The sequence below is a fragment of the Pseudomonas sp. HMWF021 genome (genome assembly GCF_003061005.1).
Taxonomy (GTDB): domain Bacteria; phylum Pseudomonadota; class Gammaproteobacteria; order Pseudomonadales; family Pseudomonadaceae; genus Aquipseudomonas.
In genome coordinates this window covers 1-21,972 of sequence record NZ_QAIK01000128.1, presented here as the reverse complement: position 1 = coordinate 21,972, position 21,972 = coordinate 1, and the positions used below count along the sequence as shown (strand labels likewise).

General features: G+C 60.9%; 15 protein-coding genes. 4 read left to right on the top strand and 11 right to left on the bottom strand.

Annotated elements, in window-relative coordinates; genetic code table 11:
- Positions 1–120 precede the first annotated feature (120 nt).
- From purU to DBR18_RS17725, 7 genes are all read right to left on the bottom strand, one after another.
- On the bottom strand, positions 121–978 hold the full coding sequence (purU, locus tag DBR18_RS17755; protein ID WP_108591286.1) for a formyltetrahydrofolate deformylase: 858 nt from the start codon (positions 976–978) through the stop codon (positions 121–123).
- Between the two features lie 213 nt (positions 979–1,191).
- On the bottom strand, positions 1,192–1,824 hold the full coding sequence (locus tag DBR18_RS17750) for a sarcosine oxidase subunit gamma (protein ID WP_108591285.1): 633 nt from the start codon (positions 1,822–1,824) through the stop codon (positions 1,192–1,194).
- Between the two features lie 129 nt (positions 1,825–1,953).
- Positions 1,954–4,971 (bottom strand): sarcosine oxidase subunit alpha, encoded by a 3,018-nt coding sequence (locus DBR18_RS17745; protein ID WP_108591284.1) that lies wholly within the window; start codon positions 4,969–4,971, stop codon positions 1,954–1,956.
- Positions 4,968–5,297, bottom strand: a complete 330-nt coding sequence (locus DBR18_RS17740) for a sarcosine oxidase subunit delta (RefSeq protein ID WP_007962600.1) — start codon at positions 5,295–5,297, stop codon at positions 4,968–4,970. Before DBR18_RS17740 ends, DBR18_RS17745 begins: the two co-directional genes overlap by 4 nt.
- A gap of 14 nt (positions 5,298–5,311) precedes the next feature.
- On the bottom strand, positions 5,312–6,562 hold the full coding sequence (locus DBR18_RS17735; protein ID WP_003206307.1) for a sarcosine oxidase subunit beta: 1,251 nt from the start codon (positions 6,560–6,562) through the stop codon (positions 5,312–5,314).
- Between the two features lie 20 nt (positions 6,563–6,582).
- Positions 6,583–7,836, bottom strand: coding sequence for a serine hydroxymethyltransferase (gene glyA / locus DBR18_RS17730; RefSeq protein ID WP_003228965.1), 1,254 nt, complete (start codon positions 7,834–7,836; stop codon positions 6,583–6,585).
- A 249-nt stretch (positions 7,837–8,085) separates the two neighbouring features.
- The gene (locus tag DBR18_RS17725; RefSeq protein ID WP_108591283.1) at positions 8,086–8,793 is read right to left on the bottom strand and encodes a TraX family protein; all 708 of its coding nucleotides are present in this window, start codon (positions 8,791–8,793) and stop codon (positions 8,086–8,088) included.
- Positions 8,794–8,920: 127 nt separating this feature from the next.
- Here DBR18_RS17725 and DBR18_RS17720 point away from each other — a divergent pair, with 127 nt between their 5' ends.
- The 3 genes from DBR18_RS17720 (at position 8,921) to DBR18_RS17710 (ending at position 11,280) form a co-directional block, all read left to right on the top strand.
- Complete coding sequence (locus tag DBR18_RS17720) at positions 8,921–9,961, top strand: low specificity L-threonine aldolase (RefSeq protein ID WP_108591282.1); 1,041 nt, start codon at positions 8,921–8,923, stop codon at positions 9,959–9,961.
- Positions 9,962–10,136: 175 nt separating this feature from the next.
- Positions 10,137–10,331, top strand: a complete 195-nt coding sequence (locus tag DBR18_RS17715) for a hypothetical protein (protein ID WP_108591281.1) — start codon at positions 10,137–10,139, stop codon at positions 10,329–10,331.
- Between the two features lie 124 nt (positions 10,332–10,455).
- Entirely contained in the window at positions 10,456–11,280 is an 825-nt protein-coding gene (locus DBR18_RS17710; protein WP_108591280.1) for an NAD(P)-dependent oxidoreductase, read from the top strand.
- A 99-nt stretch (positions 11,281–11,379) separates the two neighbouring features.
- Here the strand turns inward: DBR18_RS17710 and gbcB are convergent, their stop codons facing one another.
- Positions 11,380–12,480 (bottom strand): glycine-betaine demethylase subunit GbcB, encoded by a 1,101-nt coding sequence (gene gbcB, locus DBR18_RS17705; RefSeq protein WP_003228970.1) that lies wholly within the window; start codon positions 12,478–12,480, stop codon positions 11,380–11,382.
- Between the two features lie 281 nt (positions 12,481–12,761).
- On the opposite strand from gbcB, the gene gbcA reads away from it, so the two are divergent.
- Positions 12,762–14,057 carry a glycine-betaine demethylase subunit GbcA gene (gene gbcA / locus DBR18_RS17695; RefSeq protein WP_108591279.1) on the top strand — a complete coding sequence of 432 codons (1,296 nt, stop codon included), beginning with the start codon at positions 12,762–12,764 and terminating at the stop codon, positions 14,055–14,057.
- A gap of 114 nt (positions 14,058–14,171) precedes the next feature.
- Here the strand turns inward: gbcA and DBR18_RS17690 are convergent, their stop codons facing one another.
- From DBR18_RS17690 to DBR18_RS17680, 3 genes are all read right to left on the bottom strand, one after another.
- A complete protein-coding gene (locus tag DBR18_RS17690) occupies positions 14,172–15,416 on the bottom strand; it encodes a metallophosphoesterase (protein ID WP_108591278.1) in 1,245 nt (414 codons plus the stop codon).
- A 25-nt stretch (positions 15,417–15,441) separates the two neighbouring features.
- Entirely contained in the window at positions 15,442–17,310 is a 1,869-nt protein-coding gene (locus tag DBR18_RS17685) for a hypothetical protein (protein WP_108591277.1), read from the bottom strand.
- A gap of 125 nt (positions 17,311–17,435) precedes the next feature.
- Positions 17,436–20,888, bottom strand: coding sequence for an alpha/beta fold hydrolase (locus DBR18_RS17680; protein ID WP_108591276.1), 3,453 nt, complete (start codon positions 20,886–20,888; stop codon positions 17,436–17,438).
- Between the last annotated feature and the right edge of the window lie 1,084 nt (positions 20,889–21,972).

Sequence of the window (21,972 nt, the reverse complement as noted above, 5' to 3'; positions counted from 1 at the left end):
TGTTGTGTTGCCTGTTATGGCCTCATCGCTGGCAAGCCAGCTCCCACAGGTTTCGGGTGGAACTCAAAAATTGTGTACGGCACAAATCCCTGTGGGAGCTGGCTTGCCAGCGATGGCGATCTAAAGAACGACGGTTCTGTTGGCGTTCAAAAACACCCTTCTTTCGATGTGATAACCCACGGCCCGGGCCAGGGTCAGCCCTTCGATATCCCGCCCCTTGGCGATCAGATCCTCGGGGTAATGACTGTGATCCACCGCCTCGACACCCTGGGCGATGATCGGCCCTTCATCGAGGTCGTTGTTGATGTAATGCGCCGTCGCGCCGACCAGTTTCACGCCCTTGTTGTAGGCCTGGTGATACGGCTTGGCGCCCTTGAACCCCGGCAGCAGCGAGTGATGGATGTTGATCGCCTTGCCATCGAGCTTGCGGCACAGTTCCGGCGACAGCACCTGCATGTAGCGGGCGAGGATCACCAGTTCGGCGCCGGACTCCTCGATCACCTGCCACACCTGCCGCTCCTGGGCCGGTTTGTCGTTGGGGTCGAGGGGGAAATGGTAGTAGGGAATCTGGTGCCAGTCGGCCAAAGGCTTGAGGTCCGGATGGTTGGAGACCACCGCCGCCACGTCCATCGACAACTGGCCGATGCGCTGGCGGTAAAGCAAATCGTTGAGGCAGTGATCGGCCTTGGAGACCATGATCACCACTTTCGGCCGGTAGTTCGGCGCGGTCAGCTCGAAAACCATGCCGAACGCCGCTCCACGCTCGGCGAGGTCGGCGCGGAAGGACTGCTCGTCGAAGCCGTCGGGCTGACGGAATTCCACGCGAATGAAGAAGCGGCCCGAGAGGCGATCATCGAACGAGTGGTGCTCGGTGACGTAGCAACCCTGCTCGAACAGAAAACGCGTCACCGCGTCCACCGTGCCGAGCACGCTGGGGCAGTCGGCGGTCAGAATCCATGTGTCTGGTGCGCGGCTCATGGTGCGGTGACTCCTGTTTCAACATCTGTGAGCAGAGTGAACTCTGTGGCTATGCTGAACTGCTTTTGTGGCGAGGGGATTCATCCCCGATCGGCTGCGAAGCAGTCGCAAAACCTGTGTATACGATCTACCTGATAAACGCGGTGACTGATCTGGGGCGGCTTCGCCGCCCATCGGGGATGAATCCCCTCACCACAAAACAGTCACAACAGGTTACGCCTGCACACTCAGGCCGTACTCGGCCGACGCATCCTGCAGCCACAACCACCAGTAATCCGAGAAGCTGCGGCGGATCAGCAGTTCCCAGGTGTCTTCGGCGGTGTGGCGGATCATCAGTTGCGACTTGGCGAACACCGTGCCCACCGCTTTGCCCACCGGAAAGTTGTTCGGGTGCACGTCGTAGCTGGTGGATTTCATCAGCACCTGACGCACGTTCGGCCCGCTCAGTTCGAGCACTTGCTGGCCGCCGCTGACGTTGACGATCGCGATGTGCAGATCGCCCAGCGCTTCGCGCAGCTTCTGCTCGGCGGCGAATTCTTCACCGCTTGGCACGATCAGCAGCCACTCGTCCGGGCCCATCCATTGCAGGCTGGTTTCGCCTTTGACGATCACGCTCAGGGCGCCGGGCAATTCGATGCCGAGGGCCTTGTGTACACCGGCGGCAAACGCGGCGTCATGGCCATCGCCACGAAGGGTCAGGTGGCCGAGGAGTTTCTTTTCTCGCACGAACACACCGGCATTCTTGCGACCCTTGCCGGCCAGGCTGGCGAGGTCGGCATGGTGCAGCGACGACTCGGCACGGGCGCCGGCGGTCGGGCGTTGTTGGTAAACGTTGGCTGTGGCCATAAAGCACCTTCCTGAATTCTGTGTTCTTTGTGGGAGCTGGCTTGCCAGCGATAGCGTTGTATCAGTCACCATTGTGTTGTCTGGTCTGACGCCATCGCGGGCAAGCCCGCTCCCACAGGGATTGAGGTGTTAGATGTTCTGCCGATCCCCTTTCGGATCGAAGAACACCGAAGACACGATCTCCGCCTCGATCACGCTGCCATCGGCCAGCGGCGCAAACACCCGCTCGCCCATGCGCTTGAGACCGCCCTTGACCACACCCATGGCAAACGAATAACCGAGGGAGTTGTGCGCGTAGCTGGAGGTCACGTGGCCGACCATGGTCATCGGGATCGCCTGCTTGGTGTTGAACACCAGTTGTGCACCTTCCGGCAGCCATACATTCGGATCGATCGGCTTCAGGCCCACCAGTTGTTTACGCTGATCCTTCACGCAGTCTTCACGGTTCATGCCGCGCTGGCCGATCCACGAGAACGGTTTGGTGCGACCGACGCACCAGCCCATATTCAGGTCGTCCGGGGTCATCGAGCCGTCGGTGTCCTGGCCGACGATGATGAAACCTTTCTCGGCACGCAGGACGTGCATGGTTTCGGTGCCGTACGGCGTCAGGTTGTACTGCTTGCCGGCCTCGACGATTTTCTCCAGCACGCCCATCGCGTAGTCGGCCTGGACGTTGACTTCGTACGACAGCTCACCGGTGAACGAGATACGGAACACCCGCGCCGGCACACCGCCCACCAGACCTTCTTTCCAGGTCATGAACGGGAAAGCTTCGTTGCTCAGGTCGATGTCGGTCACGGCGCTGAGCAGCTTGCGGCTGTTCGGCCCGGACAGGGTCATGGTCGCCCAGTGGTCGGTGACCGAGGTGAAATACACCTTCATCTCTGGCCATTCGGTCTGGTGGTACAGCTCCAGCCATTGCAGTACGCGAGCCGCGCCGCCGGTGGTGGTGGTCATGACGAAATGGTTGTCGGCCAGACACGCCGTCACACCGTCGTCGAAGACCATGCCGTCTTCTTTGCACATCAGGCCGTAACGCGCCTTGCCCACGTCGAGCTTGGTCCAGGCGTTGGTGTACACGCGGTTGAGGAACTCGCGGGCATCCGGTCCTTGAATGTCGATCTTGCCCAGAGTCGAGGCGTCGAGCAGGCCGACGCTGTCGCGCACGGCTTTGCATTCGCGCTTCACCGCCGCATGCATGTCTTCGCCGTTTTTCGGGAAGTACCATGGACGTTTCCACTGGCCGACGTCTTCGAACTCGGCGCCGTTTTTCAGGTGCCATTGATGCAGCGCCGTGTAGCGCACCGGCTCGAAGATGTGCCCACAGTGACGACCGGCTACCGCGCCGAACGTCACTGGCGTGTAGTTCGGGCGGAACATCGTGGTGCCCATCTGCGGGATGGTCACGTTCAGCGAGCGGGCAGCGATGGCCAGACCGTTGACGTTGCCGAGCTTGCCCTGATCGGTGCCGAAGCCCAGCGCGGTGTAGCGTTTGACGTGCTCGACCGACTCGAAACCTTCGCGGGTCGCCAGTTCGATGGCGGCGGCGGTGACGTCGTTCTGCAGGTCGACAAATTGCTTCGGCGCCCGCGAGGTGCCCTTCTCGTGCGGCACCTGGAACAGCGCCAGCGTCGCTTCTTCGAGACGGCTCAGGGCCTTGGGCAGCGTGCCTTCGACCACCCCGAACCCGGCTTCACTGGCAGCACGTGCGCCACCTTCGAAACCATCGGCCAGCGAATCTCCGAGGCCGTAAACGCCGTTGATGCCACCGACGCACACACGCTTCTGCGGTGCTTCGCCCGGTACGAAACCGAGGATGTCTTCGCGCCAGACCGGCTTGCCACCGAGGTGCGAAGCCAGGTGCACGACAGGGCTGTATCCGCCGGAGCTAGCGATCACGTCGCAGTCGAGCCATTCGCCCGGACTGGTCACGGTGTGCGCTTTGACATCGATCGCGGCGACGCGGGCAGCGGTCACACGCTTGCTGCCACGGGCCTCGATCACGGCGCTGCCAGTGAGGATGCGAATGCCTTTGGCGCGCGCTTCTTCCACCAGCGCACCACGCGGATTGCTGCGCGCATCGGCGATGGCCACCACTTGCAGGCTGGCGTCGAGCCAGTCCAGCGCCACGCGGTAGGCATGATCGTTGTTGGTGGTCAGCACCAGTTTTTTGCCCGGTGCCACGCCGTAACGGCGCACGTAAGTCGAGACCGCACCGGCAAGCATGTTGCCCGGCACGTCGTTGTTGCCGTAGACCAGCGGACGTTCGTGGGCACCGGTCGCCAGCACCACACGCTTGGCGCGAACCCGGTGAATGCGCTGACGCACCTGACCGATTGGCGCGCGGTCACCAAGGTGATCGGTGAGGCGTTCGTGAATGGTCAGGAAGTTATGGTCGTGGTAGCCGTTGACCGTGGCGCGCGGCAACAGCAGCACGTCCGGGGTGTTCTTCAGTTCAGCGATGACGCTCGCCACCCACTCGATCGCCGGTTTGCCGTCGAGGCTTTCGCGGGAATCGAGCAGGCTGCCGCCGAACTCTTCCTGCTCATCGGCGAGGATCACCCGCGCACCGCTGCGCGCAGCTGCCAGTGCCGCGGCGAGCCCGGCAGGGCCGGCGCCGACGATCAGCACGTCGCAGTGCTGGTTCATGTAGTCGTAGGTGTCCGGATCGACTTCGGTCGGCGAACGGCCCAGGCCGGCAGCCTTGCGAATGTACTTCTCGTATGTCATCCAGAACGATTGCGGGTACATGAAGGTTTTGTAGTAGAAACCCGGCGGCATCAGCTTGCCGCCGACCTTGCCGAGAATGCCCATCATGTCGTTGTTGACGCTCGGCCAACCGTTGGTGCTGGTGGCGACCAGGCCTTGGTACAGCGCCTGTTGCGTGGCGCGCACGTTGGGAATCTGCGTGGCTTCGGTGGCCCCGATCTGCAGCACGGCGTTCGGCTCTTCGGCACCGGCGGCGAAGATCCCGCGAGGACGCGAATACTTGAAGCTGCGGCCGATGATGTCGACGCCGTTGGCGATCAGTGCCGAGGCCAGCGAGTCGCCCTCGAAGCCTTTGTAGCTCTGACCGTTGAAGGTGAAGCTCAGCACTTTGTTGCGGTCGATCCGTCCACCGTTGGACAGGCGATTGGTCTGGCTCATACCTTCTCTCCCAGCGCCGTCGTGGCTGTTTTCGCCGTATCAGCCTTGTCGGTGAATTGCGGCTTGGTGCCGATCTTGTAGGTTTCGAGAATCTCGTAGGTCACGGTGTCGCGGGTGACGTTGAAGTACTGGCGGCAACCGGCGACGTGATCCCACAGCTCGTGGTGCAGACCACGCGGGTTGTCGCGGAAGAACATGTAGTCGCCCCACTCTTCGTCAGTGCAAGCGGCTGGATCCAGTGGGCGCGGGATGTGCGCCTGACCGGATGCGTGGAATTCCTCTTCGGAGCGCAGTTCGCCGCAGTGAGGACAGAAGATATGCAACATGGGGATTTCTCCTGTTAGTGGGCAACCGCAGCAGCGCCGTGTTCATCGATCAACGCACCGTTGTGGAAACGGTCGATGGAGAAAGGTGCAGCCAATGGGTGCATTTCACCCTTGGCCAGGCTGGCGGCAAACACGTTGCCCGAGCCGGGAGTGGCCTTGAAGCCACCGGTACCCCAACCGCAGTTGAAGAACATGTTCGGTACCGGGGTTTTCGAAATGATCGGGCAGGCGTCCGGGGTGGTGTCGACGATGCCGCCCCACTGGCGGTTCATGCGCACCCGCGACAGCACCGGGAACATCTCGACGATGGCCTGGATGGTGTGCTCGATCACCGGGTACGAACCGCGCTGGCCGTAACCGTTGTAGCCGTCGATACCGGCGCCGATCACCAGGTCGCCCTTGTCCGACTGGCTGATGTAACCGTGCACGGCGTTGGACATGATCACGCTGTCGATAATCGGCTTGATCGGCTCGGACACCAGCGCCTGCAGCGGGTGGGATTCGATCGGCAGACGGAAACCGGCGAGCTTGGCCATGTGCCCGGAGTTACCGGCGGTGACCACGCCGACGCGCTTGGCGCCGATGAAACCCTTGTTGGTTTCAACGCCGATGCACACGCCGTTTTCCTTGCGGAAACCGATGACTTCGGTCTGCTGGATCAAGTCCACGCCCAATGCGTCGGCGGCACGGGCAAAGCCCCAGGCCACGGCATCGTGACGGGCGACGCCGCCGCGACGCTGCACGGTTGCGCCCATCACCGGGTAGCGGGTGTTTTTCGAGCAGTCGAGGTACGGGATCTCGTCAGCCACTTGCTTGGCGTTGAGCAGTTCGCCGTCGACGCCGTTGAGGCGGTTGGCGCTGACCCGACGCTCGGAATCACGGATGTCCTGCAGGGTGTGGCACAGGTTGTAGACGCCGCGCTGGGAGAACATCACGTTGTAGTTCAGGTCCTGCGACAGGCCTTCCCACAGTTTCATCGCGTGTTCGTACAGGTGCGCCGACTCGTCCCACAGGTAGTTGGAACGCACGATGGTGGTGTTGCGCGCGGTGTTGCCGCCGCCCAGCCAGCCTTTCTCGACCACGGCGACGTTGGTGATGCCGTGCTCTTTCGCCAGATAGTAGGCGGTCGCCAGACCGTGCCCGCCACCGCCGACGATGACCACGTCGTAGACCTTCTTCGGCGTCGGCGTGCGCCACATGCGCTGCCAGTTTTCGTGGTGGCTGAGGGAGTGTTTGAAGAGGCCGAAGCCCGAATAGCGTTGCATAGTCATTTACTCCAAACCGCTCAGCGATAAACCGGGTAGTCGGCGCACAGTGCCGCGACGTTCTTGGCCACATTCGCTTCAACGTCGGCGTCACCGAGGTTGTCGAGGATGTCGCAGATCCAGCCGGCCAGCACTTCGCACTGGGCGACCTTGAAGCCACGCGTGGTGACGGCCGGGGTGCCGATGCGCAGGCCCGAAGTCACGAACGGCGACTGCGGGTCGTTCGGCACGGCGTTCTTGTTGACGGTAATGTGCGCACGGCCAAGGGCCGCGTCGGCATCTTTACCGGTCAGGCCCTGACGGATCAGGCTGACCAGGAACAGGTGGTTGTCGGTGCCGCCGGACACTACATCGTAGCCACGTTTGATAAACACGCTGGCCATGGCCTTGGCGTTGTCGATCACTTGCTGCTGATAAGCCTTGAAGCCAGGCTCCAGCGCTTCCTTGAAGCACACCGCTTTACCGGCGATGACGTGCATCAGCGGGCCGCCCTGAGCGCCGGGGAACACCGCCGCGTTGAGCTTCTTCTCGATCTCTTCGTTGGACTTGGCCAGGATCAGCCCGCCACGCGGACCGCGCAGGGTCTTGTGGGTGGTGGTGGTGACCACGTCGGCGTACGGCAGCGGGTTCGGGTAGAGACCGGCAGCCACCAGACCGGCGACGTGGGCCATGTCGACGAACAGCAGCGCACCGACCTTGTCGGCAATCTGGCGGAAACGCGGGAAGTCCAGCGTCTTCGAATAAGCAGAGAACCCGGCAACGATCATCTTCGGCTTGCACTCGACGGCCAGACGCTCGACTTCGTCGTAATCGATCAGCCCGGTGTCGGTGTTGATCCCGTACTGCACCGCGTTGTACAGCTTGCCCGAGGACGACACTTTGGCGCCGTGGGTCAGGTGGCCGCCGTGGGCCAGGCTCATGCCCAGAATGGTGTCGCCCGGCTGGATCAGCGCCAGGTACACGGCGCTGTTGGCCGAGGAGCCAGAGTGCGGCTGGACGTTGGCGTAATCGGCGCCGAACAGTTGCTTGGCGCGCTCGATGGCCAGCGCTTCGACTTTATCCACATGCTCGCAGCCGCCGTAGTAACGCTTGCCCGGATAACCTTCGGCGTATTTGTTGGTCAGGCCGCTGCCCTGCGCCTCCATCACGCGCTTGCTGGTGTAGTTTTCCGACGCGATCAGCTCGATGTGATCTTCCTGACGTTGCTCCTCGGCATTCATCGCCGCCAGCAGTGCATCGTCGTAACCCTGGATCTGGTCTTGCTTGCTGAACATCGCGTCTCTCCCGGCGGCGTCGGTGCGCCATTTCGTCTTGGTCAGGCACGCGGCTTGCGGCGGTGCCCTTTGATGCGATGGTATGGCCGGCGCAGACAGCCCAGATGCCTACGGACGCCACACAAAGGTGCGTTTACGACATGGCCCGAAATGACTCGGAGAATGCGTTCCCCTGTAGGAGCTGCCGCAGGCTGCGATCTTTTGACCCTGGATTTTTGAAGATCAAAAGATCGCAGCCTGCGGCAGCTCCTACAGGGACATGCGTAGCGCCAGGAGAATGAGGAAATGCAGGGGATAAAGGGCGTACGCCCAGCGGCGCATGGGCAATGGATGAAGGGATCCGGCATGTCGCAACAAGACTATCCCGAGCAGTGGCGCAACCAGACACGCCGCGATGCCGAATACCGCGACGGCATTACCGAACGTGGCAGCCTCATACAAGACCTGCCACTGATTCCCCGCCAGACACACCAGCCCCGGCAGCAGGCCGAAATACCAGGGGCGACGGATCACCCACAGCAGTGCCAGCGGCAGCAACACGCCAAACACGCCGAACATCAGCCACTGCGAAAACAGCGCCGCCAGCAGCAAGGCACCAACGCCCAAAAGCCGCGACAACAACGTGCGATCCTGCCAGCCCCGCGCCACCAGCAACCCCAGCGCCAATGTGGGCATCACGTTCAAGGTGTCGGGATCGGGAATGTACAAGCGGTAAGGAATCTCGCTGACCAGACTGAACAGCAGCAACCAGCCCAGATAGCGCCACTCGGTCATCTGCGCACCGGCGCGGGCAAGATTTGCCGCCATCGCCAGACAGAACCACGGGAACGCCATGCGCCCCGGAACATACAGCCAATCGGCGCTGATCCCGACATATCGCAGGTGATCGAGCAGCATGCTCAGCAGCGCCAGCCACTTGAGCAAATCCAGCGCGCCGTCGCGTTGGCTCACGTGCATAATCGGGCAACAAACTGGTAATTTTCTGACTGCGACATCCCGTGTGCTCCCCGGAAGATCTTCGGTAAAGTGCGCACCATCATTGACCAACGAAGCGCCACAAGCGTTTCGATCACGGAAGCCGGCCATGACCGACAAGAGCCAACAATTCGCCAGCGACAACTACTCCGGTATCTGCCCCGAAGCCTGGGCCGCCATGGAACAGGCCAACCACGGCCACCAGCGCGCCTACGGTGACGATGAATGGACAGCACGCGCGTCCGACCATTTCCGCCAACTGTTCGAAACCGACTGCGAAGTATTCTTCGCCTTCAACGGCACCGCCGCCAACTCGCTGGCGCTGTCGTCGCTGTGCCAGAGTTACCACAGCGTGATCTGCTCGGAAACCGCCCACGTCGAAACCGACGAATGCGGCGCGCCGGAATTCTTCTCCAACGGCTCGAAACTGCTGATCGCCGGCACTGAAAACGGCAAGATCACCCCGCAGTCGATCCGCGAAGTCGCGCTCAAGCGTCAGGACATCCACTACCCCAAACCGCGCGTCGTGACCCTGACCCAGGCCACCGAAGTCGGCAGCGTCTACACCCCGGATGAAGTCCGTGCCATCAGCGCCACCTGCAAGGAACTGGGCCTGCACCTGCACATGGACGGCGCGCGCTTCTCCAACGCCTGCGCGTTTCTCGGCTGCTCGCCGGCCGATCTGACCTGGAAGGCCGGCGTGGACGTGCTGTGCTTCGGCGGCACCAAGAACGGCATGGCGGTGGGTGAAGCGATTCTGTTCTTCAACCACAAGCTGGCCGAAGACTTCGATTACCGCTGCAAGCAGGCCGGGCAACTGGCGTCGAAAATGCGCTTTCTTTCAGCACCGTGGGTCGGCATCCTCGAAAACGATGCGTGGCTCAAATACGCTCGCCACGCCAACCACTGCGCGCAGCTGCTGGCCGAGCTGGTCAGTGATATTCCGGGCGTCGAGCTGATGTTCCCGGTACAGGCCAACGGCGTGTTCCTGCAGCTTTCGGAACCGGCCATCGCCGCGCTGACCGCGAAGAACTGGCGCTTCTACACCTTCATCGGCAAGGGCGGCGCACGCTTCATGTGCTCGTGGGACACCGAAGAAGAACGAGTACGCGAACTGGCGTGCGATATCCGTGAAGTGATGAGCATCTAAGCCGCATTACCGACGAACGCGAGATCACAACCGTTCGTCGGTACTAGTATTTCTGACAGTCGCCAGCCATTCGAGCGCTCCTTACCTTTGAATCACACCCGAGAACGATCAACCTGATCTTTCTGGTGCGAACCGTTTTGCCTTAACCAGGCTGGAAACGGAAAGGAGATTAAAAATGTCGGAACAAAACGAAGTGCTGGCACTACCTGCAAACCAGATTTTGGACGAGGACTTAGTGAAATACGCACAAATTGGCGATTACATCCAAACGCTCACCGGGAGACACGACATCCGCGGCAAAATGTTCACAAAGTCAGGAGAACACACTTACAAAGTAGTTCTCTTGACCGAGTACACGCCAGATAAATAAATACCTCCCACGCCCAGGCGATTAAAGCTTTGGCGTGGGTTTCATACTTGTGTCGTTTTCCACTGCCTGATCTACATTGTCTGTCGAGCCCTCCGCTCACATAACAAGAAGCAGGAGCATCGGCATGTCGCTACAAGGCAAAACCCTGTTCATCACCGGCGCCAGCCGTGGCATCGGCCGTGAGATTGCGCTGCGGGCCGCGAAGGACGGGGCCAATATCGTGATTGCGGCCAAGAGCGCCGAAGCCCACCCCAAACTGCCCGGCACCATTCACAGCGTCGCAGCAGAAGTCGAAGCCGCTGGCGGCCAGGCATTGGCGTTGCAGTTGGACGTGCGTGATGAAGACGCCGTGCGCAATGCGCTGGCCAAGGCCAACGAGCATTTCGGCGGCATCGATGCGCTGGTCAATAACGCCGGGGCGATCAAGCTCACTGGCGTGCAGCACATCGAACTCAAACGCTTCGACCTGATGCACCAGATCAACACCCGCGCCGTGTTGCTGTGCAGCCAGGCCGCCCTGCCCTATCTGAAGAAATCCGCCGGACACATCCTTAACCTGTCGCCGCCGCTGAATATGGCGAGCAAATGGTTCGCCCAGTACAGCCCCTACACCGTGACCAAATACGGCATGAGCATGCTGACCGTGGGCATGAGCGAGGAATTCGCCAGTTACGGGATCAGCGTCAATTCGCTGTGGCCGCAGACCATGATTGCCACGGCGGCGATCGAGTTTCAGCTGGGCAGCCGGGAGTCGTTCAAGCATGCGCGCACACCGGCGATCATGGCGGATGCGGCGCATGTGATTCTCAGCAGTAGCGGGCGGCAGATCACTGGACGACTGCTTATCGACGAAGAAATTTTGCGAGAGCACGGAGTGACTGAATTTGATCACTACCGATTTGATCCGGACAGCACCGCCCCACTGATGTCCGACCTGTTCATCGACTGAATACCATCCCTGTAGGAGCTGCCGAAGGCTGCGATCTTTTGATCTTGTTTTTTAAGATCAAAAGATCGCAGCCTGCGGCAGCTCCTACAGGGGGCCGGCTCAGAATTCGATTCTGACGTCGCCTTTGGGCACGCTGCAGCACGAGAGGATAAACCCTTCCGCCTCGTCGTCCTCGGTGATCCCGCCGTTGTGCTCCATCTCCACTTCGCCGCCCAGCTTGAGCACCTTGCACGTGCCGCAAATACCCATGCCGCAGGCTTTCGGGATCATCAGGCCCAACTTTGCCGCTGCCGCGTGGACGGTTTCGCCCGGTGCCACGCGAATACTCTTGCCGGAGGCGGTGAACTCGACCTGATGCAGATCCGCCGCATCGATTTCCGGCGCCTCGGCAGCCTGCTCGGCCTGTTCCACCGCATCGGCACGGGCTTCCGGTGGCGTGGCGCCAAAGGATTCCTCGTGATAACGCGACATGTCGTAGCCGGCGGCTTCGAGCAGGCGCTTGACGGCAGTCATGTACGGCGTCGGGCCGCAGCAGAACACTTCGCGCTCGAGGAAGTCCGGCACCATCAGTTCGAGCATCTTGTGATTGAGGTAGCCGCGATAACCGGCCCACGGCTCGCCCAGCCCGTGTTTCTCGCAGATCAGGTGCAGGCTGAAGTTGTCGATCCGCGACGCCATGTGTTCCAGCTCGCGGTGATAAATGATGTCTTTCGGCGAGCGCGCGCTGTGGATAAAGGTCATGTCGACGTTGGCGTTGGTGTCGTAGAACCAGCGCGCCATCGACATGCACGGGGTGATCCCCACGCCGCCGCTCAGATACAGAACTTTCGGGCTCGGGAAATCGATGGCGTTGAACAGCCCGACCGGCCCGTGTACCGCCAGCTCCTGCCCTTCATGCAGGGTGTCGTGCAGCCAGTTGGAGACCTTGCCGCCCGGCACCCGTTTGATGGTCACCGAAAAGCTGTACGGCACCGACGGCGAACTGGAAATAGTGTACGAGCGCATGATCGGCTGGCCGTCGATTTCCAGCTCCAGGGTCACGAACTGCCCGGGTTTGAAGAAGAACAGGATCGGCTGGTCGGCCATGAAACAGAAGGTGCGCACGTCCCAGGTTTCCTGGATGACTTTGACGCAACGGACGATGTGTCGGCCATTGGCCCAGGTCTGGGTGGTGACCGGATTCAGGAAGCTGTTGGACATGCTGTTCTCCACGGCCGACTGTCGGCCTTCATGTGGCGATTCTGCGTATAGCGTGAACCGCCCGTTTACCTATCCGCGACATCGGCATACTTATCGCGACCAGCCCCCAACCACCGGGGGTTGCGCGTCGGGAACAGATTGCACCATGTCGCCCATGGATAAGGTTGCGGGCAGCGCCGGCCCCACACTCGCCTCACACCAAGACGAATTCTTTACACCTTGCGTAGCAACCCTGATCAGCCACTTTCGCGGCCACGCAGATGGCCTTGAGGAATACATCGATGGACGTCACCGCAAAAATCAGCCTGGGCGATCCGCTGGAACCCGCACGCAAGGCCACCGCACAAATGCTGCAGGAACGCGAGCGCACCTTTTCCCTGCCGCAGCCGTTCTACAGCGACGAGCGCCTGTTCGATATCGACATGCAGGAAATCTTCCAGAAAGAGTGGTTGATCGCCGGCATGACCTGCGAAATCCCGGCCAAGGGCAACTACATCACTCTGCAGATCGGCAAGAACCCGATCATCGTCATTCGTGGCGCCGACGGTGTGGTGCATGCCTTCCATAACGTCTGCCGTCACCGTGGCTCGCGCCTGTGCACCAGCGACAAGGGCAAGGTCGCCAAACTGGTCTGCCACTACCACCAGTGGACGTATGAGCTGGACGGGCGCCTGCTGTTCGCCGGCACCGAGATGGGCGCCGACTTCGACATGAAGCAGTACGGCCTCAAACCGGTGAACGTGAAGACTGCCGGCGGCTACATCTTCATCAGCCTGGCGGACAATCCGCCGGCCATCGATGACTTCCTGTCGACGCTCAACCACTACATGGAACCGTACGACATGGAGAACACCAAGGTGGCGATCACCACCACCTTGATGGAAAAGGCCAACTGGAAACTGGTGCTGGAAAACAACCGCGAGTGCTACCACTGCAACGCCTCGCACCCGGAACTGCTGAAAACCCTGCTGGAATGGGACGACGTCACCGACCCGCGCGCCGATCAGGCCTTCAAGGATCACGTCGCCGCGTCCGCCGCTGCGTGGGAAGCCGAGAAGATCCCTTACGCCCACGCCAGTTTCGGCCTGCGCAACCGTATCGTGCGCATGCCGCTGCTCAAGGGCACCGTGTCGATGACAATGGACGGCAAACAGGGCTGCGCCAAACTGATGGGCCGGATCAAGAACCCGGACCTGGGCTCGATGCGCATCCTGCACCTGCCGCACTCGTGGAACCACTGCATGGGCGACCACATCATCGTGTTCACCGTGTGGCCGATCAGCGCCCAGGAAACCATGGTCACCACCAAATGGCTGGTGCACAAGGACGCGGTCGAAGGCGTGGATTACGACGTCGAACGCATGCGCCAGGTGTGGGACGCGACCAACGACCAAGACCGGCGTCTGGCCGAAGAGAACCAGCGCGGGATCAACTCCACCGCTTATCAGCCGGGGCCGTACTCGAAGACCTATGAGTTTGGTGTGGTCAACTTCGTGGACTGGTACAGCGAGCGGATGCTGAACAACCTTGGGGCGGAGCCTGCGCCTTACCTCAAAGGCGTCCCGGTCCAGGGCTAAAAGCATCGCTGGCAAGCCAGCTCCCACAGGGATCTCTGGTGTACACAAATGTTGTGAACACTTCATACCTGTGGGAGCTGGCTTGCCAGCGATGGCGTCAGAACATTCACCTCATCACTTGGACGACCACCTCACACTGCCATCCTCCCCAATAAACTCCTCAAAAATATCCTCCCCCACCAACCGCACCTTCGCATACCCGTTCAACACCCGCAGCGGATACGCCGGGTCATTGGCATCCTGCGTCTCCGACCACAACACCCGCGAATGCCCGTTCAGTTCGCTGGCATTGCCATAGGGAATCGCCCCGTGCCCGGCGCAGCGCGCATTCAAGCCGCCCTGTTTGGCGTAGACGATGCCGTTGTGCAGATGCCCCCAATACCAGTAATCCGGCTCGCGCCCCAGTGCATCGCACACAGGTTGATACAGCGCGGTCTGGTGATGTCCGGAAATATCGAAGCCCTGGTGATGGCTGAGCACCATGATCTTTTTGCGTTTCGGCAAGGCTTTCATCCAGGTGATCTGCGGCTCGTTGAGCGTGCCGTCCATGTACAGGTTCATTGCATCCGAGGCATACGCCGAATCCAGTCCGACCACCAGCCAGTCGTCGTTGATCAAGGCGAAATAACTGGTGCCCTGCTGCCCCGGAAAGCGCTTGGCCAGTTCCTTGAAATAGCCGTGGGCGCCGCTGTACATCTCGTGGTTGGAGTTGAGGGTGAACGAGCCGTGGCTGCCCATCGGCCAACCGGCCATGTCGACGTCTTCCTGCGAGTGGCTGCCGGCGTAGTAGACATCGCCCAGATGGATGGTGAAATCGGCCTGGGCCAGTTGCATCTGGTTGGCGACTGACACCGCCGGCGCATGACTGTCGAAGGGGCCGGTGCCCCAGTCGCCGGCAATCGCCAGGGTCACGTCGCGGTCCATCTGCACCACCGCCGGATCAGTGCCGAAGGTCGCATGATGACGCAGGTTCTCGATCCACTTCAGCAGCGCTTCGCTCCACAGCAGATCAAGCAACTCCCACTTGCGACAACCGAGCAGACTGCCGTCCTGCAACACCCGGGTCGCCAGTTGATCCGGCGATTGCGGCAACGGCGTGGCATTGCCGATGCGCAGGATCGACAGGCCATGGGACAACTCCCACGGCACCGCCGGTTCGTCGCCGGGCAACTCGCCGTTTTTCAGCACGTACTGCGCCTGATCGTGACCGCGCTGCAGCAGCTTGATGATCGCCTGGAATTCCTGCGGCTCCAGCTCGCTGATGAGCTTCATCCAGGCCATTTCCATGCGCGTGAACAAGCCGTGGATGCGCACTTTGACCTTGTCGTACTCGTGTTCCCAATGACTGACCAGTGACATGGCGTAATCCTCTATCCGTAAGGGCTCACAGGGTTTTCATGAATTCGATCAACGCCCGCTTGTCGTCGTCCGACAGCGTGGTGCCATAGAGGTGACCGCTGTTGTGGTTACCCTCCAGCCGGGTGTCGTATTTGAAATCCGCCGAGGCTTTGGCCTGGGCGCCCGTGGTGACGAAACCGACGTTGACCGGGTCGTAGACGTCGGAGCCGGTGATGAACACCACCGGACGTTTTTCCGGTGGTTGCAGCAGATCCCACAGGGTCGGCACCGAACCGTTGTGCAGGTACGGCGCGCGCAGCCAGATACCGTCAGTCGGCGTGTTGCTGTAGCTCTGGGTCTTGCGATACGCGCCGAAGTCGAACGGCGGTTTCTTGAAGGTGTGGAACGCCGTCACCAGACCGGTGGTGAACGAGTCCAGCCGATGTGGATCGGTGCCCAGTTGGTCGATGTTGGTGGTCACTTGCCCGGTGTCGGCGCGACCGAAGTCGTGGCACGCGGCGCAATTGGCTTCCCAGATCGGTTTGCCCTGGGCGACCTTGGTCTGATCCAGTGCCCACGGCCACGCCGGCGCCTTGTGCCCGAGCAGCCAATTGGTCACCCGGTTGAAGCTCGGCGGCAGCACCGACTCCGGCGTTGCGCCCACGGCCATCGCGGCGGCGTAGTTGCGTTCGTGGATCTTGTTGTTATTGCCGTCCCAATGCAGGTACATCGATTCCCGCGGCTTCTGGTTCCACACTTGCGGCAGATCGACGGTGCCGATGGTCGAGTCATCCGGGAAGCCGAACACCACCATTTTCGTCGGGTTGAAGGTGTCGGTGCGGCCCGGGCCTTGTTGCGGACGCAGCTTCTGCCAGGCGTAGGCCTGCTTCTGCTTGAGCAAAGCGCTTTTCGCCATCGGGATGATCAGGTAGCGGTTATAGAGCTTCTCGAAAAAGCCCAGCTGAAACTTGCCATTGATCGCCGCCATCACCGCGTCCGTGGTGAATTTCGGATCGCTGGCGCAATCGTAGGCGAACCACTGGAAGGCCTGCAGTTGCAGGGTGTTGGCCGGCGCGCTGGGCACATTGACCGCGACGTCGCTGGCATTGGCCCGGTAGGAGCCGGTGTGGCACAGCGCGCAGTTCGGCTCTACCGTCGGGTAACCGATCTGCCGCTTGGCCATGCCGATCGGCAGGTCCTTGCCGTTCTCATAGAGAAAGCCGAAGACTTCCCAGCCGCCGGGCTTGGGCAGTTTTTCCGGGCACATCTGCGGCAGTACGGCGAACAGGTAATACGGGATCCGCGCTTCGATGCCCAGGCCGATGGCGGCGTATTTGTAGTGATCTTCGTCGGAGGCGTATTCCTGCTCCGGCACCACGCGCAGCATCTGATACCAGGTTTCGTAACCGATGAAACCCAACACCGCGACAACCACCAGCGTGCCGACCTTGAAGGCGTGACTCTGCCATTGCCTCGCCCAGGCCGCGCGCCACTCGCGCCAGCCATCGCACAGCAGCGCCCAGGGACGGTTCGCGGGCGCGGTGCCGAGGTACAACAGAATGCCGAGGATCAGAAAGAAGCTCAGATCGCCCATCAGCATCGGCACGAACACCGAACCCTGAATGCTGGTGTTGATCAGGTAAATCCAGAACACCACGGCGATCAGCCGCGTCAGCACGCACAGCCAGGAATGCACCACATAGCGCGGCGCGTTGAAGCCCGACGGCATGTAAAACACGCTGATGCCCACCAGCAGCATCCCGGCGTTTTCCAGCCACGGGTCGGAGAGTTGCGGCGGCAGCCCGACCACCGATGTCAGCAACCCCGGCGCGAACAGCGCCGGGATCGCGAACACCATGTTCATCGCAATGCCGATCCAGATGAAGCGTTGAAACCAGCGGATGTAGCTGTCCATATCATCCATTTCCTTGTCTGAATTGCGAACACGACACCGCACCTGTAGGAGCTGCCGCAGGCTGCGATCTTTGGCTTTTTCAAGATCAAAAGATCGCAGCCTGCGGCAGCTCCTACAGGGTAGAGTCAGGCCTGAGCCGTTTTCTCCAGATGCTCAAGGATGATCGGATACACATCCACCACTGCGTTCTTGCCGAACATGCAGTCGATGTGGCCATAGCCCGGCACCACATGCCGGCTGTAGCGTTCCGGCCCGTGGGCTTCACAGACTCGCTGGTAGGTCTTGAGGGTGCTTTCCGGCAGGTAACACTGGTTCTCCGCGCCGCTGATGAAGCAGATCGGCATGCTCAGCCGCTCGAAGTGCGGCATGTACACATCGTTGCCTTTGAAATCCACCAGATGCCCCTTGCGCACGATCAGCGCCAAATGCTCGAAGGTCTCGATGTTCGACTCGCCGAACAGCTCGTGCAGGTTGTCGTGCAGGGTTTCGTTAAGGGTGTCGTGGCGATACAGCGAGGCGTACATGAAGGTGATGCGGTGGCACACCGGGTTGGTGCAATAGCCCTGCGCCTCGATCCGCGCGTAACCGTTGAGGGCCTTGTCGTAGAGGCGGTTGAACCAGTTTTCCTTGCTGTCGGCGTAAGCCGTCATCGACTTGATGCCGATCGCATCGAGCATCCCCGGCAGGTGCAGACCGGCCTTCAACCCCGTGGCCGTGGCGACCACCGTGTCAGCGGCAATCTGCGAGCAGACCACCGAACGCACACCTTGCAGCCCCGCCAGCAACGACATGAAGAACGTCGTAGCGCCGTAGCAATGCACCACGCATTGCACGTCCTTGGCGCCAGTCTGCTGCTGAATCTGCGCGATGGCAGCCTTGAAGTCGTACTGGGCGATCTGGTCGCCGTTCCACTCCTTCTTGCTTGCCGGCAGCAGAATGCTCACCCGGAAATCCAGCAGCCACACGTCGTAGTCGTGCTTGCACAGGTACTCCAGCAGGTTGGTCTGGATGGTATCGGTGGAAAAGATATTCGAACCGACGCCCAGGCCATGCACCAGCATCACCGGGCCTTTGCTGCCGGCCTGATAACGGGTCAGGCGCAGCTCGACGCCGTCCTCGGTGGGGAAGAAATGCACCGCCGGGGTCGGCGCATCCAGCGGCCGTTTCAGCCGTGGCGGCGCGTCAGGGTTGAAGTATTTGTCACCGGCAAACACCCCGCCGTAACTCTCCCAGAGAATCCCGGCGAAGAACTTGCCGAAACGCGCCAGCCCTTCGATGCGCTCGCGCTCGTTGCGCGCGTTGAGCACTTTCATGGTGGTCATCTGCTTGGCGAAATCGGTCGGATGAATGTGCATCACCCCGGAGCCGATCACCTCGCCCGACTTGTCCGGCCCGCGGTACAGCGTCACGTACAGGGTGCTGGTGTCGTGCCAGATGTTCAGCACGCCGTTGTCTTCCGGCACGGTTTTGAAAGCGCTGAAGAAATAGTCGTTGCCGTCCTCGGCGGTCAGCTTCATGTCGTATTTCATGTGCCGCGTGTCGACCTGCTGTTCGAATTGCTCGAACAGGTTGAACACGCCATTGCTGGCGGTTAGCGGTTGCGGCGACAGCGCCGGGGCGATCACCGTACCGACGATGGTCGCGGCGTGTTCCGGCTCCTTGATCATCCGGTTGAGGTCGTTGGCGGTGATGGTCAGGGTGAAGTCGATCGGCGAGTTGTCCGCCTCACCGCGTTTGGCCGCCGCCTCGTAGACTTTCAGATCGGTGCTTTGCGCGGCGGTGAAGGCCCGGGAGAAATAGCCCTTCATGGTTTCGGTGAACTGCACGCCGAGGGTCGGTGGCGCCACCTGTTTGCGCGGTGCCGAGGGCAGCGTGTAGTCGATGTGCCAGCCACGGTCGGCGGCGAGCAGGCCCATGTTGCGCTCGCTCACGGCGGAGATGGTCAGCAACGGATTGACCGCCAGCGACGTCGGAATCACCGCGCCGTCGGTCACGTAAAGGCTGGCGTAGACATCGGTGCCGGCCGCGCCACTGAACACCTGGCCCTTGTGATTGACCACGCCTTGCCCGGCGTCTTCACCCATCACGCAACCGCCCAGCGGATGCACCGAGACGATGCTGTGCTTGAGCAGTTGGGTCCAGATCGGATTCTCGACCCAGACCCCGCCCAACGCCTTGGTGCTCTGATACAGACGCTCGTTGCCGAGCTTGAAGTTTTCCTGCTCGCCGACACCCGGCCAGTCGATGCGCAACTGATCCTTGTTGTCGAGAATCATCCGGCCCTGGCCGCTGTCGTGGCTCATGATCAGGTAGGTCTGCATGTTGTGCAGCGCGCCGTAGTACGGGCCACGCAGGAAGCTTTCGGCCTCGCGCTCCTTGTACTTGACCTTGGCGCTGAAGCTGTCATCGGTGGCCTTGCCGATCAGTTCGGCGAACCCGGCCATGGCCGGCACCATCGGCCGGCCGAGGGCGCCGGGAATCGAGCCTTCCTCGATGACCATGCGGCTGCGCCAGTCACCTTCGGTGCGCATGTCGATGACCGAGGTGATGCACGGGCCGACCGGGTGCAGTTCCTTGGCCGAGTGCGCGCCGAAGCCGATGCCGTTGATGGTCTGCTCGCAGTTGTGGCCGAAGCCGAGGATGTCGCCGTTGCCACTCATGTTCTCGCCGAGCTGGCCGGACATCACCAGCCCCTTGTCCCGCGAACGCAGCAGAATTTCGGTAGAGCCGAGGGTGCCGGCGGAAACCACAACAACGTCGGCTTTCACGAACAGCGTCGGCGCGTCGAACTTCTCGCGCCCGCTGTCCAGATACTGGAAGTGCACGATCCAGCCATCGCCGTCGCGTTCCAGATGCCGCACCTCGGCCTGACAGAAAATCTCCGCGCCGTGGTTCCAGGCGTCCGGCAGATAGTTCATCAGCGTGGTGTTCTTGGCCTTGTTGTTACAGCCCGAGACGCAGTCGCCGCACTGGTTGCACGGCAGTTGCTCGACGCCGACGTGGTTGAGGTTGTTCGGCAGTTTGTCGAAGGTCACGTTGATCGGCGGCTTGTAGAAATGCGCGCCCTGCTTGAGGAAGTCCGCAGACTTTTTGTTGGCGTCGAGCTTGGGCAGGTTCGGCGCGGTGTTCGGGTATGGATTGGGCTTGAGCATTTCCCGGGCGCGGGCGTAACCGTCCTTGAGCAGCGTATCGCGATGCTCGCGCACCGCTTGCGGCCAGCGCGGGTCATCGAACACTCCGGGCTCGGGTTCCAGGGCCACGTTGGCATTGATCAGCGACGTGCCGCCGAGGCCACAGCCGACTACCACGTTCTGCTGGGCGTTGACGTGCAGATCGAACAGCCCGGTGCGCGAGCCGATATGGCCGTCCGGGTCGTGTACCTGCAACTCTTCGGTGGCGGCGATCATGGTGTTGGGGTATTCGCCGGGCTGGATTTCCCGCCCGCGTTCGAGCAGGCACACCTGCTTGCCGGCCCGGGACAGGCGCGACGCAGCAATGCCGCCGCCATAACCGGAGCCGATGACAATGACGTCGTAGTGTTCCTTGATCTCGCTGATAGGCGTTGCGATGCGTGTCATGAGGTTGTTCCTCTCTCAGGCAGACGGGGCAACTCTGCGGTTGCCTGCAATCAATGGGCGAACGGGCACCTGGCCTCCGGGGCGAGCCCGGCGACAGCACAGCGGTTAAAGCAGGAAGGCGCTACAGACGAGCGTGTTGATTGGCTGCGCGACGTAACGTGCGCTTGCGTGGCGAGGGGGGATGGCGCTGTGGGCGGCTATCCATCATGCGTTCTCCCAGAACCAGATGTGGATAAGTGACGGCTGTCCTTGTGCCATTGCAGTGAAGACAGCGCCCGGTTTGAAGTCAAGGATTGAAGATAGAACTGTATGAAATGTGATCAATAGCTGTTTGGACTAAGCCGGCCGGGGTTCCTGAGCTTCAACGAACAAGTTATCCACATAACCACCCACAGCAAATGGGGGTAACTGTGGATGATTGGATAAATAACTCGCTGATTTGTGTAGAAAAAGAGTGACTTATCCAAAATCACGGTTTGCAGGCATCATTGATTGTTTTTTAATCAAGTCGCTGTAAGCCACGATTCATATAGCTTGTAGAGGATGGCGAACACGTTATCCACAGAAGCGCCAACAGAGTCAGGGGGTAACTTTGCCGGTTCTGTGGAAAAGCGCTTGGAGCTGCGTGAATACGGGGTTTTTACCAGGGCTTTCCGGTTTGAAACGGTGAATCGATCATTTATTGACCAAACCTCCACAAGCCACGTATTACAGGGCTTGCAGCGGACAGCAAACATCTTGTCCACAGAAGCGCCAACAGAGATTGGGGGCAACTTATGAAGTTATTCAGGACAAAACCCCAGAAAAAACCGCGACTTATACTGATCGTTTTTTGATCGGATGCCTGCAGGGCTTGAATGGCGTGGGGTTTGGGGATGGGCGAACACGTTATCCACAGATCCGCCAACAGGGATTGTGGGTAAACAACTCAATATCAGCGATATGCACATTCCTGTAGGAGCTGCGGCACGCTGCGATCTTTTGACCTTGATCTTGAGGATCAAAAGATCGCAGCCTCGTTTCACTCGGCAGCTCCTACAGGGATCGCTGTACGGCATCGATCCAATGAGGGAGCGCACCAATC

Coding starts and splice junctions, on each gene's coding strand:
- DBR18_RS17745 (WP_108591284.1), bottom strand. CDS start 4,971: ATGAGCCAGACCAATCGCCTGTCCAACGGTGGACGGATCGACCGCAAC.
- DBR18_RS17735 (WP_003206307.1), bottom strand. CDS start 6,562: ATGCAACGCTATTCGGGCTTCGGCCTCTTCAAACACTCCCTCAGCCAC.
- gbcB (WP_003228970.1), bottom strand. CDS start 12,480: ATGTCCAACAGCTTCCTGAATCCGGTCACCACCCAGACCTGGGCCAAT.
- DBR18_RS17715 (WP_108591281.1), top strand. CDS start 10,137: ATGTCGGAACAAAACGAAGTGCTGGCACTACCTGCAAACCAGATTTTG.
- DBR18_RS17710 (WP_108591280.1), top strand. CDS start 10,456: ATGTCGCTACAAGGCAAAACCCTGTTCATCACCGGCGCCAGCCGTGGC.
- DBR18_RS17725 (WP_108591283.1), bottom strand. CDS start 8,793: ATGCACGTGAGCCAACGCGACGGCGCGCTGGATTTGCTCAAGTGGCTG.
- DBR18_RS17685 (WP_108591277.1), bottom strand. CDS start 17,310: ATGGACAGCTACATCCGCTGGTTTCAACGCTTCATCTGGATCGGCATT.
- DBR18_RS17740 (WP_007962600.1), bottom strand. CDS start 5,297: ATGTTGCATATCTTCTGTCCTCACTGCGGCGAACTGCGCTCCGAAGAG.
- DBR18_RS17720 (WP_108591282.1), top strand. CDS start 8,921: ATGACCGACAAGAGCCAACAATTCGCCAGCGACAACTACTCCGGTATC.
- DBR18_RS17680 (WP_108591276.1), bottom strand. CDS start 20,888: ATGACACGCATCGCAACGCCTATCAGCGAGATCAAGGAACACTACGAC.
- gbcA (WP_108591279.1), top strand. CDS start 12,762: ATGGACGTCACCGCAAAAATCAGCCTGGGCGATCCGCTGGAACCCGCA.
- DBR18_RS17750 (WP_108591285.1), bottom strand. CDS start 1,824: ATGGCCACAGCCAACGTTTACCAACAACGCCCGACCGCCGGCGCCCGT.
- glyA (WP_003228965.1), bottom strand. CDS start 7,836: ATGTTCAGCAAGCAAGACCAGATCCAGGGTTACGACGATGCACTGCTG.
- DBR18_RS17690 (WP_108591278.1), bottom strand. CDS start 15,416: ATGTCACTGGTCAGTCATTGGGAACACGAGTACGACAAGGTCAAAGTG.
- purU (WP_108591286.1), bottom strand. CDS start 978: ATGAGCCGCGCACCAGACACATGGATTCTGACCGCCGACTGCCCCAGC.